The organism is Polynucleobacter sp. JS-JIR-II-50, from assembly GCF_018687895.1.
Taxonomy (GTDB): domain Bacteria; phylum Pseudomonadota; class Gammaproteobacteria; order Burkholderiales; family Burkholderiaceae; genus Polynucleobacter.
The window spans coordinates 356,106-372,938 of record NZ_CP061307.1 but is presented as its reverse complement, the minus strand read 5'-3'; the positions used below and the strand labels follow the sequence as shown (position 1 = coordinate 372,938).

At 45.0% G+C, this 16,833-nt stretch carries 21 protein-coding genes; 10 read left to right on the top strand and 11 right to left on the bottom strand.

Annotated features, from left to right (window positions below):
- The 3 genes from msrP to FD963_RS02035 form a co-directional block, all read right to left on the bottom strand.
- The gene (msrP, locus tag FD963_RS02045) at positions 1-963 is read right to left on the bottom strand and encodes a protein-methionine-sulfoxide reductase catalytic subunit MsrP (RefSeq protein ID WP_215362728.1); all 963 of its coding nucleotides are present in this window, start codon (positions 961-963) and stop codon (positions 1-3) included.
- Between the two features lie 55 nt (positions 964-1,018).
- Positions 1,019-1,426 (bottom strand): BLUF domain-containing protein, encoded by a 408-nt coding sequence (locus FD963_RS02040; RefSeq protein ID WP_215362727.1) that lies wholly within the window; start codon positions 1,424-1,426, stop codon positions 1,019-1,021.
- Positions 1,427-1,525: 99 nt separating this feature from the next.
- On the bottom strand, positions 1,526-3,760 hold the full coding sequence (locus FD963_RS02035; RefSeq protein WP_215362726.1) for an NADP-dependent isocitrate dehydrogenase: 2,235 nt from the start codon (positions 3,758-3,760) through the stop codon (positions 1,526-1,528).
- 235 nt (positions 3,761-3,995) lie between these two features.
- Here FD963_RS02035 and FD963_RS02030 point away from each other — a divergent pair, with 235 nt between their 5' ends.
- The gene (locus FD963_RS02030; RefSeq protein ID WP_215362725.1) at positions 3,996-5,192 is read left to right on the top strand and encodes an MFS transporter; all 1,197 of its coding nucleotides are present in this window, start codon (positions 3,996-3,998) and stop codon (positions 5,190-5,192) included.
- Here the strand turns inward: FD963_RS02030 and FD963_RS02025 are convergent.
- Positions 5,189-6,205, bottom strand: a complete 1,017-nt coding sequence (locus tag FD963_RS02025) for a DUF6352 family protein (RefSeq protein WP_215362724.1) — start codon at positions 6,203-6,205, stop codon at positions 5,189-5,191. The two genes, FD963_RS02030 and FD963_RS02025, sit on opposite strands and share 4 nt — an antisense overlap.
- Positions 6,206-6,292: 87 nt before the next feature.
- Between FD963_RS02025 and FD963_RS02020 the strand changes: the two genes are divergently transcribed.
- On the top strand, positions 6,293-6,640 hold the full coding sequence (locus tag FD963_RS02020; RefSeq protein ID WP_215362723.1) for an FKBP-type peptidyl-prolyl cis-trans isomerase: 348 nt from the start codon (positions 6,293-6,295) through the stop codon (positions 6,638-6,640).
- 79 nt (positions 6,641-6,719) lie between these two features.
- On the opposite strand, the gene FD963_RS02015 is transcribed toward FD963_RS02020, so the two are convergent.
- On the bottom strand, positions 6,720-7,712 hold the full coding sequence (locus FD963_RS02015; protein WP_215362722.1) for a transglycosylase SLT domain-containing protein: 993 nt from the start codon (positions 7,710-7,712) through the stop codon (positions 6,720-6,722).
- Between the two features lie 508 nt (positions 7,713-8,220).
- On the opposite strand from FD963_RS02015, the gene FD963_RS02010 reads away from it, so the two are divergent.
- The gene (locus tag FD963_RS02010; protein ID WP_215362721.1) at positions 8,221-9,243 is read left to right on the top strand and encodes a DNA/RNA non-specific endonuclease; all 1,023 of its coding nucleotides are present in this window, start codon (positions 8,221-8,223) and stop codon (positions 9,241-9,243) included.
- On the opposite strand, the gene FD963_RS02005 is transcribed toward FD963_RS02010, so the two are convergent.
- Complete coding sequence (locus FD963_RS02005; protein WP_215362720.1) at positions 9,235-9,477, bottom strand: DUF3820 family protein; 243 nt, start codon at positions 9,475-9,477, stop codon at positions 9,235-9,237. The genes FD963_RS02010 and FD963_RS02005 overlap by 9 nt on opposite strands.
- A 151-nt stretch (positions 9,478-9,628) precedes the next feature.
- Between FD963_RS02005 and FD963_RS02000 the strand changes: the two genes are divergently transcribed.
- The 5 genes from FD963_RS02000 to FD963_RS01980 are packed head-to-tail and all read left to right on the top strand — an operon-like array spanning position 9,629 to position 12,563.
- Positions 9,629-10,543: a DUF6662 family protein gene (locus FD963_RS02000; protein ID WP_215362719.1), complete on the top strand. Its 915-nt coding sequence runs from the start codon at positions 9,629-9,631 to the stop codon at positions 10,541-10,543.
- 12 nt (positions 10,544-10,555) lie between these two features.
- On the top strand, positions 10,556-10,735 hold the full coding sequence (locus FD963_RS01995; protein ID WP_215362718.1) for a hypothetical protein: 180 nt from the start codon (positions 10,556-10,558) through the stop codon (positions 10,733-10,735).
- Positions 10,736-10,765: 30 nt separating this feature from the next.
- Positions 10,766-11,323, top strand: a complete 558-nt coding sequence (locus FD963_RS01990; RefSeq protein WP_215362717.1) for an FMN-binding protein — start codon at positions 10,766-10,768, stop codon at positions 11,321-11,323.
- Positions 11,324-11,325: 2 nt separating this feature from the next.
- The gene (locus tag FD963_RS01985) at positions 11,326-12,147 is read left to right on the top strand and encodes an FAD:protein FMN transferase (RefSeq protein WP_215362716.1); all 822 of its coding nucleotides are present in this window, start codon (positions 11,326-11,328) and stop codon (positions 12,145-12,147) included.
- Positions 12,144-12,563 carry a hypothetical protein gene (locus tag FD963_RS01980; protein ID WP_215362715.1) on the top strand — a complete coding sequence of 140 codons (420 nt, stop codon included), beginning with the start codon at positions 12,144-12,146 and terminating at the stop codon, positions 12,561-12,563. Before FD963_RS01985 ends, FD963_RS01980 begins: the two co-directional genes overlap by 4 nt.
- 1 nt (position 12,564) lies before the next feature.
- Here FD963_RS01980 and FD963_RS01975 read toward each other — a convergent pair whose 3' ends face one another.
- From FD963_RS01975 to FD963_RS01960, 4 genes are read right to left on the bottom strand one after another with little or no spacing between them, the layout of a single operon-like run.
- A complete protein-coding gene (locus FD963_RS01975) occupies positions 12,565-13,080 on the bottom strand; it encodes a DUF6803 family protein (protein WP_215362714.1) in 516 nt (171 codons plus the stop codon).
- Positions 13,081-13,108: 28 nt separating this feature from the next.
- Positions 13,109-13,321, bottom strand: a complete 213-nt coding sequence (locus FD963_RS01970; protein ID WP_215362713.1) for a DUF2892 domain-containing protein — start codon at positions 13,319-13,321, stop codon at positions 13,109-13,111.
- A gap of 45 nt (positions 13,322-13,366) precedes the next feature.
- Positions 13,367-13,678 (bottom strand): metalloregulator ArsR/SmtB family transcription factor, encoded by a 312-nt coding sequence (locus tag FD963_RS01965; RefSeq protein ID WP_215362712.1) that lies wholly within the window; start codon positions 13,676-13,678, stop codon positions 13,367-13,369.
- Between the two features lies 1 nt (position 13,679).
- Positions 13,680-14,552, bottom strand: coding sequence for an MBL fold metallo-hydrolase (locus FD963_RS01960; protein WP_215362711.1), 873 nt, complete (start codon positions 14,550-14,552; stop codon positions 13,680-13,682).
- 90 nt (positions 14,553-14,642) lie between these two features.
- Between FD963_RS01960 and FD963_RS01955 the strand changes: the two genes are divergently transcribed.
- Both FD963_RS01955 and FD963_RS01950 read left to right on the top strand, forming a co-directional pair.
- Entirely contained in the window at positions 14,643-15,461 is an 819-nt protein-coding gene (locus tag FD963_RS01955; protein ID WP_215362710.1) for a sulfite exporter TauE/SafE family protein, read from the top strand.
- Between the two features lie 62 nt (positions 15,462-15,523).
- Positions 15,524-16,024 carry a hypothetical protein gene (locus FD963_RS01950; protein ID WP_215362709.1) on the top strand — a complete coding sequence of 167 codons (501 nt, stop codon included), beginning with the start codon at positions 15,524-15,526 and terminating at the stop codon, positions 16,022-16,024.
- Between the two features lie 55 nt (positions 16,025-16,079).
- On the opposite strand, the gene FD963_RS01945 is transcribed toward FD963_RS01950, so the two are convergent.
- Entirely contained in the window at positions 16,080-16,808 is a 729-nt protein-coding gene (locus FD963_RS01945; protein ID WP_215362708.1) for an ABC transporter ATP-binding protein, read from the bottom strand.
- Positions 16,809-16,833: the final 25 nt, after the last annotated feature.

The window sequence follows — 16,833 nt, the reverse complement described above, 5'->3', positions numbered from 1 at the left end:
CTAATAGTACTTCTTCAAATCCATGCCCGTATACATACTAGCTACTTGTTCACCATAGCCATTAAACATTTGGGTTTTAATCTTTGGCGCAAACATTCCCTTGGGGTCGCCAATGCGACGTTCAACCGCTTGACTCCAGCGCGGATGATCTACCTGGGGATTCACATTGGAATAGAAGCCATACTCACGTGCATCGAACTGATTCCAGCTGGTCTTAGGCATCTCTTCTGTAAAACGGATTTTGACAATCGACTTGGCGCTCTTAAAGCCGTATTTCCAAGGCACCACTATACGGACTGGGGCGCCATTTTGTTTTGGTAAGACTTCTCCATATAGACCAAAAGTCAGCAGCGTTAATGGATTCATGGCCTCGTCCATACGCAAGCCTTCACGATAGGGCCAATCAATAATATTGCTCTTGACTCCCGGCATTTGCTTGCGATCAGCCAAGGAAATAAATTCCACATACTTTGCGGATCCCAGCGGCTCGACTTTAGTAATAAGCTTTGAGAGAGAGTAACCATCCCAAGGAATGACCATAGACCAACCCTCAACACAGCGCATCCGATAAATTCGCTCTTCCATCGGAGCCAACTTCAGGAGCGCATCGATATCGAGCGTCATCGGCTTTTTTACCAAACCCTCAATTGAGATAGTCCATGGCCTTGTCTGTAAAGTATCTGCGTACGCAGCTGGATCAGTCTTATCAGTGCCAAACTCATAAAAGTTGTTGTAACTGGTGACATACTTCAGGGCAGTCAAATCATCTTTATTCGCATAGGCAGGATTAAGTGTAGCGGCCAGCTTATCTGGGCTAGCAGCAAGCGCCTCTCTAGAGAACCAAGGCGCAAGCGCCATTCCAAAACCCCCTGCAGCAGCAGTCTTGATAATATTGCGGCGGTTTTCAAATACGGCTTTTGGAGTGATGTCGCCTGCAAGAATGGTCTTATCAGTAAAACGCATGTTGCGCTCCCATGAATGTAATAAACCTATTTTGCTACCGATGAAAATTTCTTGCTTAAAACTGACTTGCCCGCATTTGGTTCATCAAAGCGAGGCTATTTTTATCCATACCGCCAACCATTTCAGCCAAGTCGGGGTAGTCTTTAACTAAAGACTCGCCACCATAAAAGCGGAGTAGCCAATCTGGATAGCTTCTTTCGGAAATTTCTTTAATCTCCAATAATTCAATACGATGATGCCGTTTATCATCCTGGATTCTCTTCCATACCTTCATAATGTTCGCACGCTCACCTTCAATCACCTGAGCAAACTGCTGGTTATCGTAAAAGAGAATGCCGGTAACACCATTTTTTTGATTAAACGCGCGCGCCGACTCGAGCAAGCGCATTAAGCCCAGAAAAGACATATCCGAGACAGCCTCGCTCAGATAACTCAATTCAATCAGGTCTTTTGGTTTAGGCATGTCTCAAAATAAGATTTAAAAATAAAAAAGGCAAACCCGAAGGTTTGCCTTTAAATACTAAAGCTATTTTAAAATTTAAATACTTATCGCTTATACCTATTATGCGTTTGCTGCCTTTAAAGCCGCATTCAAAGTAGCGCTAGGACGCATTACTGCTTCAAACTTCTCAGAATCAGGCATAAAGTAACCGCCAATATCTGCCGGCTTACCTTGAACCTCTTTAAGTTCGGCTGCAATCTTTTGTTCATTCTCAATCAAAGATTTTGCCAAGGGAGCAAAGTGCGCTTGCAATTCTTTATCTTCCGTTTGAGCGGCCAATGCTTCAGCCCAGTACATTGCCAAGTAGAACTGGCTACCGCGGTTATCCAACTCACCAGTACGTGGTGAAGGTGACTTATTGTTATCCAACAACTTACCGGTCGCCTCATCCAAAGTGCGGGCTAAGATTTTTACCTTGTTGTTGCCTGTCTTATCACCGATGTCTTCAAGAGATACGGCTAAAGCCATGAACTCACCAAGTGAATCCCAACGCAAATGGTTTTCTTCTACCAATTGTTGAACGTGCTTAGGAGCTGATCCACCAGCGCCCGTTTCGAACAAACCACCACCGGCCATCAAAGGCACGATAGACAACATCTTTGCACTAGTACCTAATTCCATAATTGGGAATAAGTCAGTGAGATAGTCACGCAAAATATTGCCAGTCACAGAAATCGTATCCTTGCCACGAATCACACGCTCTAAGGTGTAACGCATTGCACGAGTCTGAGACATGATTTGAATATCAACACCCTTCAGATCGTAGTCTTTAAGGTAGGTATTGACCTTCTTGATCAATTCGGCTTCGTGCGGACGGTATTCATCGAGCCAGAATACTGCTGGAGTATTAGAAAGACGCGCGCGATTGACGGCCAACTTGACCCAGTCACGAATTGGCGCATCTTTAACCTGACACATGCGCCAGATATCACCCTCTTCCACATTTTGCTCAAGCAATACAGTGCCATCATCAGCAACGATACGCGCCACACCAGCTTCTGGGATTTCAAAAGTCTTGTCGTGTGAACCGTACTCTTCAGCTTGTTGAGCCATCAAGCCGACGTTGGGCACCGTACCCATCGTCGTTGGATCAAAGTTACCGTGCGTCTTACAGAAATTAATCATTTCTTGATAGATACGGGCAAACGTACTTTCTGGAATGACTGCTTTCGTGTCGTGCAAACGACCATCAGCACCCCACATTTTTCCACCAGCACGAATCATTGCAGGCATAGAAGCATCTACGATCACATCGCTTGGGGAATGGAGATTGGTAATACCTTTAGCAGAGTCCACCATCGCCAATGCTGGACGATGCTCGTGGCAGGCATGCAAATCTTGAATGATTTCTTCGCGCTTAGATTCTGGCAAAGTTTTAATCTTTTCGTAGAGACTGCTCATACCGTTATTAGCATTCACGCCCAACTCTTCAAACAGCTTGGCATGCTTTTCAAAAGCATCTTTGTAGAAAATCTTTACTGCGTGACCAAACACGATTGGGTGAGAAACTTTCATCATGGTTGCCTTAACGTGCAAGGACAACATCATGCCGGTCTTATAAGCATCTTCGATTTCTTTTTCATAAAAATCACAAAGGGCTTTTTTACTCATATACATACTGTCGATAATTTCGCCAGCCAATAAAGAGACTTTGGGTTTGAGGACAATGTTCTTGCCACTCTTCGTTACCAAGTCCATCTTCACATCACAGGCCTTAGTCATCGTCATGGACTTCTCGCCAGCATAAAAATCGCCGCCATGCATATGAGAAACGTGAGTGCGTGACGCCTGACTCCACTCCCCCATCGAGTGTGGATTTTTACGAGCGTAACGTTTGACAGCTGGAGGAGCTCGGCGGTCAGAGTTGCCTTCGCGCAATACTGGGTTTACCGAGCTACCCAAGCATTTGGAATAACGGGTCCGAATGGATTTTTCTTCATCCGTTTTTGGATCTTCAGGGAAATCAGGAATCTTGTAGCCTTTGGCTTGCAACTCTTTAATGGCTGCGAGCAGCTGAGGTACAGAGGCGCTAATATTTGGCAACTTAATGATGTTGGTATCAGGCAATAAAGTCATTTTGCCTAGCTCAGCCAAGTTATTAGGGACCTGCTGCTCAGGGGTCAGGCATTCAGGAAACTCAGCCAAGATACGAGCGGCGACTGAAATATCACTCGTCACAATCTCCACGCCAGCAGGAGCTGCAAAAGTACGAATAATTGGCAGAAATGCGCGAGTAGCCAAAAGTGGCGCCTCATCTGTCAGCGTATAAATAATCTTTGATTTCTCTGAAGCCATGAATGTTTCCTCAATATTGAAAAATTACAGAGTCAGGTTTTTACCCTGCCGCCCTCAAATCCACATTTTGCAAGTCGCTTTTAGCGCACCTTTTGCCAATGAGGCGAGTTATCCATTTTAAATCATCAGGCTTGGTAAAAATGCCGGTTTTGCACCTTAAAGCGCCTAATAAAGGGCAATTTAAGGGAATCCACCAAGACAACTTCAGCCTCAAATTCAACGTACACTGCAAGCCATGACCAGCAAACATCCTTTACTCAATAAAAATCTGGTGCTGCTGATCATTTGTCAGGGGCTCTTCCTCACCAATAACGTCACTTTTATTGCTATTAATGGGCTGGTGGGGCTCAGCCTCGCGCCAGCTAGCTGGATGGCCACCCTACCCGTCATGGGCTATGTTGTCGGGGGCGCCTTTTCTACCTCCATTGTGGCCAAATCTCAAAACTACTTTGGGCGCAGAGTCTCTTTCCAGTTAGGCTTGTTAGTAGCAATGCTCTCAGCGCTTCTATGCGCGTACGCCGCCATTACTGGAAACTTTTGGCTGTTGGTCTTGGGCACCTTTATTGCAGGCTATTACAGCGCCAATGGGCAGCTCTATCGCTTCGCCGCAGCTGAGCTGACAGACCACAGTCAACGCGATAAGGCGATTTCCTGGGTATTAGCTGGTGGCATCCTTGGCGCAGTCATTGGACCCAATCTAGCCTCCTGGACGCGAGATCTGTTTGATACCGCCTTTCTGGGAGCCTATCTCACCCTATCGATTGCCGGGTTCATTGGCATCTTCGTGATGCAGTTCATTCGTTTTCCACAAGAGCTCAAGACCCAGCATGCACTTACTGATGGACGCCCCTTAAAAGTCATTCTCCAGCAACCCGTCTTTATGGTTGCCATCATTGGTGCAGCATTAGGGTACGGGGTTATGAATCTGCTGATGGCTGCGACACCACTAGCAATGCAAATCTGTGGGCTACCATTTTCGGACACTGCATTAGTTCTGGAGTGGCATGTGATTGGGATGTTTGCTCCCGGATTTTTTACAGGATCACTCATCCAACGATTTGGGGTATTAAAAGTGATGGGGACTGGGGTGCTTCTAAACTTCATCTGCATTGCAATCGCTCTTACCGGAACCGATCTCCACCAATTCTTTATCGCTTTATTTTTACTCGGCGTTGGCTGGAACTTTTTATTTACTGGCGCCACCTCTTTAGCGATGACTGCCTATCAACCCAATGAGCGAGATAAAGCACAGGCTGCTATTAATTTCCTTGTCTTCGGAACGATGGCCTTCACTTCCTTTGGATCGGGCGCCCTAGTCACATCGCATGGTTGGAGCATACTCAATTGGGGATCACTCATCCCTGTTGTAGTAAGTGGTCTTGCGATCTTCTGGCTTGCTCAGCAGCGAAGAAAATCACGAGTACAGGCCTAAGAAGTTTTAGCTAACGGCAAGTTAAACAATAAGTTTTGGGGCTTTAATTTAAGCTGCTGGTGGTCGTTCATGGCAATAGCCATATATACCGGCTTGCCAGCCTGCGCTTGAGCTACAGCAGCCTCATCGATAAAGTCTAGGCGGAATAAACAAATTACCTTCTGTAACTCATCTGCCTCAACCAACTCTTTGTTGTAAAGCTTATTCAGTATTTCGGTAGCGGCTGCATCTAAGCCAACATGCCATGACCACTTGGGATCAGTAATTTGCTGCATGGGGGTAATGCGTACGCTAACGCCCAGAAAATGCTTTATCCACTTCTCTAATACGCGACAAAAAAGATTGATAGGCTCATGCCCAAAATTTAACTGTACCGCCAAATCAAAATCTTCGTTTCGAGTCCAATAGCTATCAGCATTGTCTTCATGAAGCACATCTAGATCGGCTGAGCGCATCGTCATTGACTTGCCTTTAAGCAAATCCATGATGTTGCCGGTATCACTAGCTTGGGCATTGCGAGCAACCACCTCATCATCTGCGCCCATCACGATGCCATCTTCGATAACGGAAATCTTCTGAGTTCTGAAAAAGAGCTCGCCCATACGGGCTTCCAGAGGATGCACATCACTACCCAAGATATGCCTAATGAAAATTTGGGCGAGTTGAGCAATAAATAAAGGCGGCACATCTACTCCCTCGCCTTTAAATAAACTCATATAAAAATTCTCTAGGGAGCTTGCCGCTAATAAACGCTTGCGATAACGCAGCCAAACTCGATAGTTCTCCTGAATATCCTCATCCGCCATTGCCGAGATTTCATCATCAGCAATATCTGTGCGAGGGTTTTCAGTTAAGCGCCGATGGAGTGCGCGTTCGATAGGGCAGGATTCAGGAACCAGCTTGAGCTCCGGTCTCTCCATATAAGTACGCAAAAAGTCATCTGTCACCAACAACTGATCATTGGAACTGATGGCTAGATTGCTATACGCAGAATTTGGCCAATAATTTGTCATACGTTTTTGCTAAAGCATCATTACCAAAGGAATTTACAGAGCTCAGAATATACTAGCCAATCAATTTGTGTGAAATAGGAAAACATCATGAGTGAACTCAAAAAAATCGATACCGTTGTTGGCGAAGGAAAAGAAGCTACAAAAGGAAATCATGTGGATGTACATTACACCGGCTGGCTGTTTGATGAGAAAGCTGCTGATCATAAGGGTCAAAAGTTTGATAGCTCATTAGATCGCGGTCAACTCTTTAGCTTCCCTTTGGGCGCTGGACATGTGATTAAGGGCTGGGATGAAGGCGTTGCGGGCATGAAAATTGGTGGAAAACGCACCCTTGTCATCCCTTCTGAGATGGGTTATGGTCCTCGCGGTGCGGGTGGCGTAATTCCTCCAAACGCGACTCTCGTGTTTGATGTGGAGTTACACGGCGTTAACTAAGCATTCAGATACCAGCAAAACAAAAGCCACCCGAGGGTGGCTTTTTATATTTTCTTAGATCAAGCAACGATCTAGTTTATTAAGAACGCAAATCCTTGCCGTTCAGCGTCAAGCGATTAGGCGAACGGTTTTGACACAAACCAATCAGACGATTTCTTTCAGCCATCACTTTATCTGCGTAGCCGCCATCATCCTCAGCGTTCGCAGCGCCAACGTAGTACTTTAGGCCATTACGCAATGAACCGGCTGTAGCAATGAGGTATTTCAAAATATAGGCGCCAACACGGATATTGACTTCAGGCTTAGCCGCTTCGGAAGTTCCGCCAAAGATTGCATACTTATCTTTATGTACTGAAGTCATCACTTGCATGAGGCCTTCGGCACCGGCGTGACTTTTGGTGTTTGGGTTGAAGTTAGATTCCACGGAGATCACTGCTAACAAAAGTACTGGGTCTATGTTGACCTCTTTTGCAATTAAGATCGTGTTTGAAACATACTCTTCAATCTTGGCGCGATCGAGACTGTATTTCTTCTCAAAGAAGTCTGCTACAGCACGTTGATTCTGAATTGAGCCCATTAAGTTACTATCCAAGGCCTGTGGATCCATCTTGGATGTGGGGATACGATCGGACAGATGAGAAATTGACTTCACCTGCATTTGCGCCACAGAGGGCATTAACAAAGCTACGTTCTGCTGCTTTGCGCTAGTCAAACTAATTGCAGCAGGAATCTTAGACTTGCCATAAATCACAGCAGCGATCTCAGTATCAGCAACCTGGGCGGTCGATACTTCATTGGACTCTTTATATTGATTGAGCATGCCAAAACCGTTGCTCCAAACCATATGGCGCGCTTCATCAGGGACTAGGATGCGGGCAAGATCAAAAGCGCCGGCATTAGTACCATTGCCTGAGAGCCAAAGCCCAACCACCATAAATACAGTTAAAACGAGTAGGCCATTAATGACTCGATAGGCAGGAGCCATGGCGTGCGCTAGCAGCTCTTTAGCAGTCAAAACACTTAACTGTGCATTCTGCATATCGCTCAAATTGTTAGGAAAACATTTACTCATTCATTGTTTGCAAGGCCTCAAAAAACGAGACTACTCTTTTATGCTGCATTGCAATATTTAAAAAACATGGGTCATCCTAAGAAGTTTCTTATATCAAGTCAAGAATAAAGAAGTAGAAATCAATAACTTATTGATCTAGGAATCCGGGAGATCCCGCATATGCAACTCCATAAGCATATATATCTTAATATAATCAATGACTTATAGAAGTTAGGGGGCACTAATTTCACTCTATAAAAAAATGGCCTGATCAGGACTTTTTTGTGTTTTTGACCAAAAATTCAGTCAAAAAAACCATACATCTAGTGCTATGACTCCTGTAATTTTCTAGGGGTAGTAGCAAGACGACGCTTATTGCCAGGCACTATTTACAAGGCATTCCCCAGGGGAAAAATGCATTTTGATGGGCAGAAAAAGATCAAGAGAGCTCAGATTCTTATTGGCTCTGGAGCTAGTCCAAGATAAAAAAATGGGCACATGGGAATTGGAGGTCATACACTAAGAGCCCATGAAATCCCTTCGCCATATTCTTGCCCTTTTAGCGATTTCCGCCTCATTCAATGCGCTTGCGGCTTTCGAAGACTGTAAAGATCTATTTCCAGCTCAGCAAATACCAAAGAGTCAGCAAATGGGGCGCGACCTTTGCTTTGATAGTTTCGCCATCTACTACTCTCCTCAGGATAAAAAGCCAATCTATACCGTTGAGAGACTCAATCGGGAGCAGCTCTCTACCCCACATCCAAAAAGAAGCAACCAGTTTTATGAAGAAGCTAGACTACCCTTCTCCGAACGAGCCCTGCTCTCGGATTACCGTGGCAGCGGCTTTGATAGGGGTCATAACGCCCCAGCAGGTGATATGAGTAATGAACGCTCAATGGCTCAATCTTTCTCATTGGCCAATATGATGCCGCAGGCAAGGCAAAACAATCAGGGACTATGGGCTAAGAACGTCGAGGAGCCAACTAGAGCTTATGTCAAAAGATCTGCTGGTGACATTTACGTTTATACAGGCTCGATTGGCAGTAGCGGCAGCATTGGCAGAAGTCGCGTAACGATTCCTAGCCATTTATACAAGTTGATATATGACTCCAACAAAAATACTGCTTGGGCCTATTGGATTGAAAACACCAATGAGGCAGCCATGACTCCTCCCATCTCCTATCAAGAATTAGTGCAAAAGACAGGAATTGACTTTCATTTACCCGTAGACGAAGGCAGCAACTCAAGGAATACATCGGCAAAGGCCAATGAAATCAAGGGGCAAAAGACTCTTGTTGGTGGATGGTACCCAGTATTTTTTGACGATTACTCCCCAAACAAGCTCAATGACGTCATTAACAACATCAAGTCGGGCAACGTGGCAAGTATTCAGATTCAATATGACCGCAATGAAACTCTTGCAAAACAGATTTCTTCGCAAATTGAATCGCAGGCCAAGTTAAAGGTAAGCCTAATTCAAAGCAGCCCGCCAGAATCATCCACCGTGACTTACGAACGTAACCGCGTCACACTGATTATTCGCTCAAAGTAATTTAGATTTAGCTTGCAGGCCATGTGCCCGCTGAATTGGCGCCAAGAGACCACGCAAACCATTGTGATCTAAGGTGTGCATTAATTCCAGTAATTCACCAAGCTCGCTCTTAGGAAAACCTTCGCGAGCAAACCACGCCAAATAATTACCTGGCAAGTCAGCCAAGGCACGCCCTGCGTGCTTGCCAAAAGGCATCTTCATTAAAACCAATTTTTCTAAGGACTCAGCGTTCATTTGGGGAAATCTTACAAGCAAAAAGAATAGGCCTATAGATTTCGCCATTTCTTAGGTCATGGTTATTTTATTTAGTTGAGAATCATTCTCATCTAGTGATATATTGAGAACCATTCTCATTTAGATGGATAACCACCAACCTCAAGGGACCATGAAATTGACCATTAATAGACTTCTTGCCTTTAGCCTCTTCTTAGTTGCCACACTTCACTTCTCTTTAGCCCAAGCGGGTGAGGGAGTATTTGGCTGGATCTACACCTTAGATTTGCAGCCTAAGGGCAAGTTGGAATTTGAGCAGCGCCTGCAACTCAATCAACAGCAAGCAGCAGGAACGTACGATGCATTAACCGCCAGGACCGAACTGGAATATGGTTTGACTAACGACCTGCAAGTAGCTGGCTATATCAACTCTTACTACACTAGTGCAAACCAAAATTACACCAATCCAGAAGCATGTGGGGAGACTCCAACCTGTACCGGCGGCTACGGTGTGCCTTCTTCGCATGACCCATCTACAGCATATAAGAAAAGCGGTATTGAAGGCGGCTCTCTAGAAGCGATTTATCGCATCACCAATCCAGTGACTTCACCTGTGGGTGTAGGGCTTTATTTAGAGCCGACATGGGGAAGAAATAAAGATGAGCTCGAGGCGAGACTTTTACTGCAATCTAATTTTATTGATGATCGATTAATTTTGGCGGGCAACGTTGTGGCCGCGAATGAGCGCTTAAAGTTTATTGAAAACGGCAACGTTCCTGAATCGATGCTCGATTTCCTGGTGGGCGCGAGCTATCGCTTTGCCCCCAAATGGTCGGCCGGTGTAGAGGCTCGCTTTCATAATGATTATTCAGAGCTGAATTTACGTAATCAAGTTCAAAGAGCCACTTTTGTAGGCCCCAATATGCACTACGCAGCCAAAGACTGGTGGGTTACTGGTGCTTGGCGCTATCAACTCGCTGGCGGGACTTGCATGGGTGGCGGAGAGGCTGAATGCTCGGATGCTCGCGTCTGGGATAGCCACTCAGTAAATGAATTCATTGTCAAAGTTGGTTTCCCACTTAATTAAGCGAAAGAACTTATGGAAATTCAGAACCTATTAGTTGCCGCTTTAAGTCACTTAGTGAAGTTTCAATCCAATCAATGTCAAGCCGCCAAGGAAAGAGCGCTGATGATGTTTGAAAAATTATCCACCCTCAAAGACATTAGCCCAGAAATTCTAGCGCTTTGTAATGAAGCAAATGAATTGCTGACTGCCTAAGATTTCATTTATTACTCTACTAATTACTCAATGAATTGGAAACCAAACCCACTTGTAATCTTTAGCTTGGCCATGATGAGCACACCCATCATGGCCCATGCAAAAATTTACGTTTCTGCAGAGCAAGCTCAAAAAATTCTTTTCCCCAATAACATACTGACGAAATATCCCATCATCATTACAGATGATCTACAAGAAAAGATGCGTATCGCATCCAGTATTCGTTACCCGTTTCAGGGCGATCGTATCTGGAGGGCGGGTGATGGCAGCTGGTTTGTGGTTGACGAAGTCATAGGCAAACATGAAATGATTACCTATGCCGTTGCTATCAACCCAAATGGCAGTATCGCTGGTATCGAAGTTTTGGAATACGTTGAGTCTTATGGTTATGAAGTAGTGGAAGCGCAATGGCGCAAACAGTTTGTAGGCAAGACTGCAAACGACCCCATCAAGCTCAATCAAGATATTCAGAATATTGGTGGCGCCACTTTATCTTGCAAACACCTCACCGATGGAGTGAAGCGGGTAACCGTTTTATATGACCTAGCCCTGAAGAACTTTAATTCAAAACCAAATCCTGGAAAGTAATAATGCTTCGCTGCAAACCGCTTCTTGGCACCTTTGTAGAGATCTCCATAACTCAAGATGATGGGCAAGAGGCTATTAATAATGCTTTTGCAGTCATTCAGAATATTCATGACCTCATGGGATTTCATAATCCTCAAAGTGAGCTAAGCCAAATGAATCAACGCGCCCACTTAGAGGCCATTGAAATTCATCCGTGGACTGCGCAAGTCATCCGAATTGCGAAAGAAGTTCATCTTGAATCCGATGGCCTATTTAATTGTGGAATCGGTCATCGCCTTGTTGCCGCAGGATTATTACCTCGCCACATTAACTTCTCCAATCATGAGCTTGGTGGCGTTGAAGATATTCACTTCCTAGCACCTGACTTGATACAGTCCTGCCGCCCAGTCTGCCTTGATCTGGGTGGAATCGCCAAAGGGTTTGCGGTAGATATGGCAGTAAGAGTCTTAATATCAGAGGGCATCACATCCGGATCAGTGAATGCTGGCGGTGATCTACGGGTTTTTGGGAATACCTCCCTACCAATTCAAGTTCGCCATCCTGAGACACCTGGGGAGTTAATTGATATTGGTTCTTTGAAAGATGGAGCTATTGCTACCAGCAGCCTTTACTTTGCAAAAAGAGATGGTCAGAAGAGCCATATCATCAACCCTCTAGCCCAGAATTTTTCTGAGGTTCATGTGGAGATTGCTGGGTCATTCTCTATTCTTGCAAAAGAGTGTGTTTATGCAGATGCACTCACTAAAGTTTTGGCTTTATCCAATAATGAGAGGCACCGTTGCTTTAGTCGATTCTCTGCACAAGCCTTGAGGATTGCCGCATGAGTCGCCTTGGGAAAATGCCGAGCTTGCAAAGAGCGTTTGTCATCTGCGGCATGATGGCTTGTTCTATCACTGGCCTGATGTATCTTCTAGGGCATGAATTTCAGATACAAAGATCTACTCTTGGCACCCATAGCATTCTCGCGGCTCATGGCATTGCTGCAATACTCGCCACCTTAGCTCTTGGATCGGTCATGCCCTTCCACATAAAGGCGGGGTATAAGTCCAGAAAGCAGTTATGGAGTGGCTTTAGCCAGCTGGGCTTCTTGGCAACGCTACTCATTTCTGGCGCCCTACTATATTACGGCCCTGAAGAGATGCGAGATGGCGCAATAGAGACCCACTGGATAGTGGGTGTCCTATTTTTTACAATTTTTATACTGCATGCTTTTACTAAACTTCGTAAAACTAGCCCCTGAATTAGTGCCCATGATTAGCTGGCATAGTTGCATCCATTGAATGAGTAGTCTGATGCCCAAGTAGGGTTGGATCTAGCATGCCACTGATCATCGCTACGTGCCCAAAAACCAAGAAGAGGGCTACACAGATTGCATGAATCTTGAGCTTACCCTCTCGATCTAATTTCTTGTTCACGAAACCCATCTCTTGTAAGGCAATCCATATTAGTGGTAAGCCGCCAATCAAATACGACCCTACAGCCAGAACATCAATGACTGTTCTCCACTCACCCGCTTGAGTAATTGGAATAACAACAGTAAAGAGGAGGTACCCAATAACACCAATGAAGTAAATTCCAACTGCAGTACCAGCAAAGCGATTAAGGCTCCACCCAAAACCATGAAATTTTCTGGTAAATAAAATATAAAGCTCGGTAATCGCCAGAGTTTCGGCAAGAACAATCGGAATGGCCATAAAGATCATGAGATTCCACGGCTGATTGTCTGCCAATAACTGCATGTAATGAGTCATATTCATAGATGAAATCCAATAAGGTCCAAAAAAATTACTTACAGCATGAGTCTTTGCCAGAGGAGGCTCCACATGAGCTAATGCCTAGCAAGGGATAGGCAGGGCAAAAACGGAATAAACCCGTCGCAAGTGGAATGCAGCCAAGCCAGCCCCACCAACCCACTACGCCATTTGCAGCCAGGCCCACCAATAGTGCGCCTATAGCAATTCTGAGAATCCGATCAATACCGCCGACATTACATTTCATGTTGAACTCCTTTTGATAAAAAATTACTTGAATAATGTTAAAGCACTACCTTTTGCAATAGTATTTGTAGAGCAAGCCCATGACAGCTACAGCTACCTCACTAGCTAAGGAATAGTAAATCTGCTTACCTTCTCGGCGTGTTTTAACTAACTTTTCTTTACGAAGAACGGTTAATTGCTGAGACAGGGTAGGTTGGTGTAGATCTAAGGCAGCCTCTAGCTCACCGACACATTTTTCACCTTGGCCGATTTCGCATAACAGCATCATGCGGTCACTATTGGATAAGACTTTCATTAACTTGCAGGCATCAGCTGCTGACGCCTGCATTTTCTTGAGCTCAGATTTAGTAATCGCCATATCAAAGAGTGTTCAAAGGTATTTTTAAGTAAGATTTTCCATTCGCCTCTGGCTCAGGTAAATGACCTGCGCGTATATTGACCTGAATGGATGGCAGGATGAGGTTCGGCATATCTAGAGTCGCGTCACGTTTATTACGCATTTGCACAAATTGCCCCTCACTAATGCTCATATTCACATGAATATTGGACCTCTTCTCCTCACCAACAGTTGTGCAATAAGCCGCATCACGATCTGCAGGCGGATAGTCATGGCACATGTAGAGCCTTGTCTCATCGGGATAGGACAACACCTTCTGAATAGAGCGGTATAAGGTCTGGGCGCTACCGCCCGGAAAGTCACAACGCGCCGTACCAACATCAGGCATAAATAGAGTATCTCCAACGAAGAGAACGTCTCCAATTTCATAAGCCATACATGCAGGCGTATGGCCAGGCACATAAAGCGCTTTTAGCGAGAGGGCTCCAAATGATAGGGATTCACCATCTTTCAATAGGTGATCAAACTGGGATCCATCAACAGCAAATTGCTCATCCAGATTAAAAACACCCTTAAAAACGTTTTGCACATTAGTGATGTGATCTCCGATGACAATCTTCCCACCCAACTGACTCTGGATATAAGCTGCTGCTGTGAGATGGTCAGCATGTGCATGGGTTTCTAGAATCCAATCCAAATGCAATTGCTTGCTTTGAATAAAGCCAAGGACTTCATCAGCAGAACGAGTAGAGGTTCTACCCGACTTGGAGTCATAATTCAGGACCGAGTCTATTACTACGCAGGGGCTTTCTTTGCCTGCATAAACAACGTAAGTAAAAGTCCAGGTTTCTGGATCAAAAAACGCTTTAACATCAGCATGAGGGCTTGGATTCACAAAGGCCTTTCTTGGCAATACTGCATTTATTCTTAAAAAGAGTAAATGATATATGTATTTATATATTATCTTAATATAAAATTAATTGCAATGGACTACTCAATCTTCATCGGCCCCTGTTTGGGTCTTATTGTGGGCTTGCTAATGGGCTTGACTGGAGCTGGCGGAGGGATCCTGTCAGTTCCTTTGCTGGTGTTTGTCCTGCATTTACCGGTAGCTGAAGCGGCTCCAATCTCCCTCGCTGCAATTGCGCTCTCGGCAGGGGTTGGCGCCCTACTGGGACTGAAGAACAAGATTCTTCGATATAAAGCTGCCGGATTCATGGCGATGTTTGGGTTAATACTTTCGCCAATCGGATTATGGTCATCAAAACGCATTCCGAATGCTCCACTATTAATTCTTTTTAGCTGCACTCTGTTCTACGTTTCCATTCGTCTTTATCGGCAAGCTTACAAAGAAATTCACGGCATACCTGATTTCGAAGCAAAGCCTCCGCCACCATGTTTACTCGATTCCTCTAGAGGTAAGTTATCTTGGAATGTGCCCTGCGCTAGAGCATTAATGTTGTCAGGTGGTTTGGCAGGCTTTCTATCGGGGCTCCTGGGCGTGGGCGGAGGATTTGTGATTGTTCCTGCGCTCAAGCGCTATACCGATTTACCCATCAACTCGATAGTTGCAACATCATTAGGCGTGCTTGCCATCATTGCTGGGGGCGGCACTCTTTTCTCAGCCATGTCTGGAAGTCTTGACCTTGCAATTGCAGCGCCTTTTGCATTAGGGGCCTTGCTTGGCTTACTGATTGGTAGGGGGTTCGGCAAAAAACTCAGCGGTCCAAGATTGCAGCAAATCTTTTCCGTTTTGACATTTTGCGTTGCTGTCAGCCTGATTGTTAAGGGATTTTCAAGTTGATGAAAAGATCTTTGGCATCGTTTATCTTTATTCTTATATTCAGCCTTTTGGGAGTCTTGCTGATGTCCATTACTAAGCCAAGTATTTTTCTATCAAACTCAATTAGCTCCATCTCTGGAACAGTCAGCAATCTCAACAATGAGTTACTAGAATACGTGAATCCTGAAAAGCCTACTCACGATCATTCTTCACAGTATTACCAATGCTTTTTTATCTCCAAATTTAATTTGGGTGATACAGCAATCGAAGCAAAGTTTTCATCTCCCATGAAAATTGCTGATGGCGATCAGATCACTGTAGCAGGATACCCAAAGGGTGACAACTTTCAGGTTCTTGCCTATAACAACCAAACCCAGCAAGTAGCCAGTAATGAAAATTGGGTTGTATTGGGCGTGGGCGCGCTCTTCTTTCTTGCGGTAGCCATAGGATTGCTGAATAGCGAACTGGTAGCTGAAGGCGCACTCATTCCCAAGCTCTTTATATTTGGATTTACTTTGGTTGCCCTTTACATGGGCTATCGCGCTTTACTGATTCAAGAGGCTATAAAACTCTTATCCACCTAAAGAAAAAGCCCTTATTACTAAGGGCTTTTTTATTACTTTCAGCTTAGAAAACTACTTAGTGGCCACCAGCACCACCCAAGTAAGCCGCCTTCACTGCAGGATCATCCTTGAGCTTTGCAGCAGGTCCGTGAGTGGCGATCTTGCCGTTCTCCAGAACATAACCATAATCGGCTACGTTTAAAGCAGCAGCAGCAAACTGCTCAACCAACAACATCGTTACGCCTTGTGACTTGAGGTTAGAGATGATCTTAAATACTTCCTCAACTAAGATTGGTGCTAGGCCCATTGATGGCTCATCTAGAAGAATGATCTCTGGGTTCAGCATCACAGCACGAGCCATTGCTAACATCTGTTGCTCACCGCCAGATAGTGTTCCTGCCAATTGATTGCGACGCTCTTTAAGACGCGGGAACATTTCAAGAGACTTCTCTAAGTCACTCTTAATATCACCTTTTGGACGACTGCCTGTAAAGCGTGGAAATGCGCCAAGCAACAAGTTGTCAGTTACAGACATCGTTGTAAATACGCGGCGACCCTCGGGACTGTGAGCCAAACCTAAACGTGCGATCTTATGAGAGTCGTAACCATCAATTTTTTCGCCGCTTAATGTGACTTCACCGGCTGTTGGCTTAATCATGCCGGTAATAGCGCGCATAGTGGTGGTTTTGCCGGCACCGTTTGAGCCAATCAAAGTAATCACTTGCCCCCTAGGAACATCAATATTGATGCCATGAAGGACTTTTACTTTGCCGTAGCCTGCTTCAAGATTCTTAATAGATAACATGGTATTTACCGATTCAATATGTTCT

Excerpts from the sequence above, each read along its gene's own strand:
- FD963_RS02035 (WP_215362726.1), bottom strand. The coding sequence starts at position 3,760 with ATGGCTTCAGAGAAATCAAAGATTATTTATACGCTGACAGATGAGGCG.
- FD963_RS01995 (WP_215362718.1), top strand. The coding sequence starts at position 10,556 with ATGGAAATTCAGAACCTATTAGTTGCCGCTTTAAGTCACTTAGTGAAG.
- FD963_RS02030 (WP_215362725.1), top strand. The coding sequence starts at position 3,996 with ATGACCAGCAAACATCCTTTACTCAATAAAAATCTGGTGCTGCTGATC.
- FD963_RS02015 (WP_215362722.1), bottom strand. The coding sequence starts at position 7,712 with ATGAGTAAATGTTTTCCTAACAATTTGAGCGATATGCAGAATGCACAG.
- FD963_RS02020 (WP_215362723.1), top strand. The coding sequence starts at position 6,293 with ATGAGTGAACTCAAAAAAATCGATACCGTTGTTGGCGAAGGAAAAGAA.
- FD963_RS01945 (WP_215362708.1), bottom strand. The coding sequence starts at position 16,808 with ATGTTATCTATTAAGAATCTTGAAGCAGGCTACGGCAAAGTAAAAGTC.
- FD963_RS01980 (WP_215362715.1), top strand. The coding sequence starts at position 12,144 with ATGAGTCGCCTTGGGAAAATGCCGAGCTTGCAAAGAGCGTTTGTCATC.
- FD963_RS02005 (WP_215362720.1), bottom strand. The coding sequence starts at position 9,477 with ATGAACGCTGAGTCCTTAGAAAAATTGGTTTTAATGAAGATGCCTTTT.
- FD963_RS01975 (WP_215362714.1), bottom strand. The coding sequence starts at position 13,080 with ATGAATATGACTCATTACATGCAGTTATTGGCAGACAATCAGCCGTGG.
- FD963_RS02040 (WP_215362727.1), bottom strand. The coding sequence starts at position 1,426 with ATGCCTAAACCAAAAGACCTGATTGAATTGAGTTATCTGAGCGAGGCT.
- FD963_RS02025 (WP_215362724.1), bottom strand. The coding sequence starts at position 6,205 with ATGACAAATTATTGGCCAAATTCTGCGTATAGCAATCTAGCCATCAGT.
- FD963_RS02010 (WP_215362721.1), top strand. The coding sequence starts at position 8,221 with ATGAAATCCCTTCGCCATATTCTTGCCCTTTTAGCGATTTCCGCCTCA.
- FD963_RS01985 (WP_215362716.1), top strand. The coding sequence starts at position 11,326 with ATGCTTCGCTGCAAACCGCTTCTTGGCACCTTTGTAGAGATCTCCATA.
- FD963_RS02000 (WP_215362719.1), top strand. The coding sequence starts at position 9,629 with ATGAAATTGACCATTAATAGACTTCTTGCCTTTAGCCTCTTCTTAGTT.
- FD963_RS01965 (WP_215362712.1), bottom strand. The coding sequence starts at position 13,678 with ATGGCGATTACTAAATCTGAGCTCAAGAAAATGCAGGCGTCAGCAGCT.
- msrP (WP_215362728.1), bottom strand. The coding sequence starts at position 963 with ATGCGTTTTACTGATAAGACCATTCTTGCAGGCGACATCACTCCAAAA.
- FD963_RS01950 (WP_215362709.1), top strand. The coding sequence starts at position 15,524 with ATGTCCATTACTAAGCCAAGTATTTTTCTATCAAACTCAATTAGCTCC.
- FD963_RS01970 (WP_215362713.1), bottom strand. The coding sequence starts at position 13,321 with ATGAAATGTAATGTCGGCGGTATTGATCGGATTCTCAGAATTGCTATA.
- FD963_RS01955 (WP_215362710.1), top strand. The coding sequence starts at position 14,643 with ATGGACTACTCAATCTTCATCGGCCCCTGTTTGGGTCTTATTGTGGGC.
- FD963_RS01990 (WP_215362717.1), top strand. The coding sequence starts at position 10,766 with ATGAATTGGAAACCAAACCCACTTGTAATCTTTAGCTTGGCCATGATG.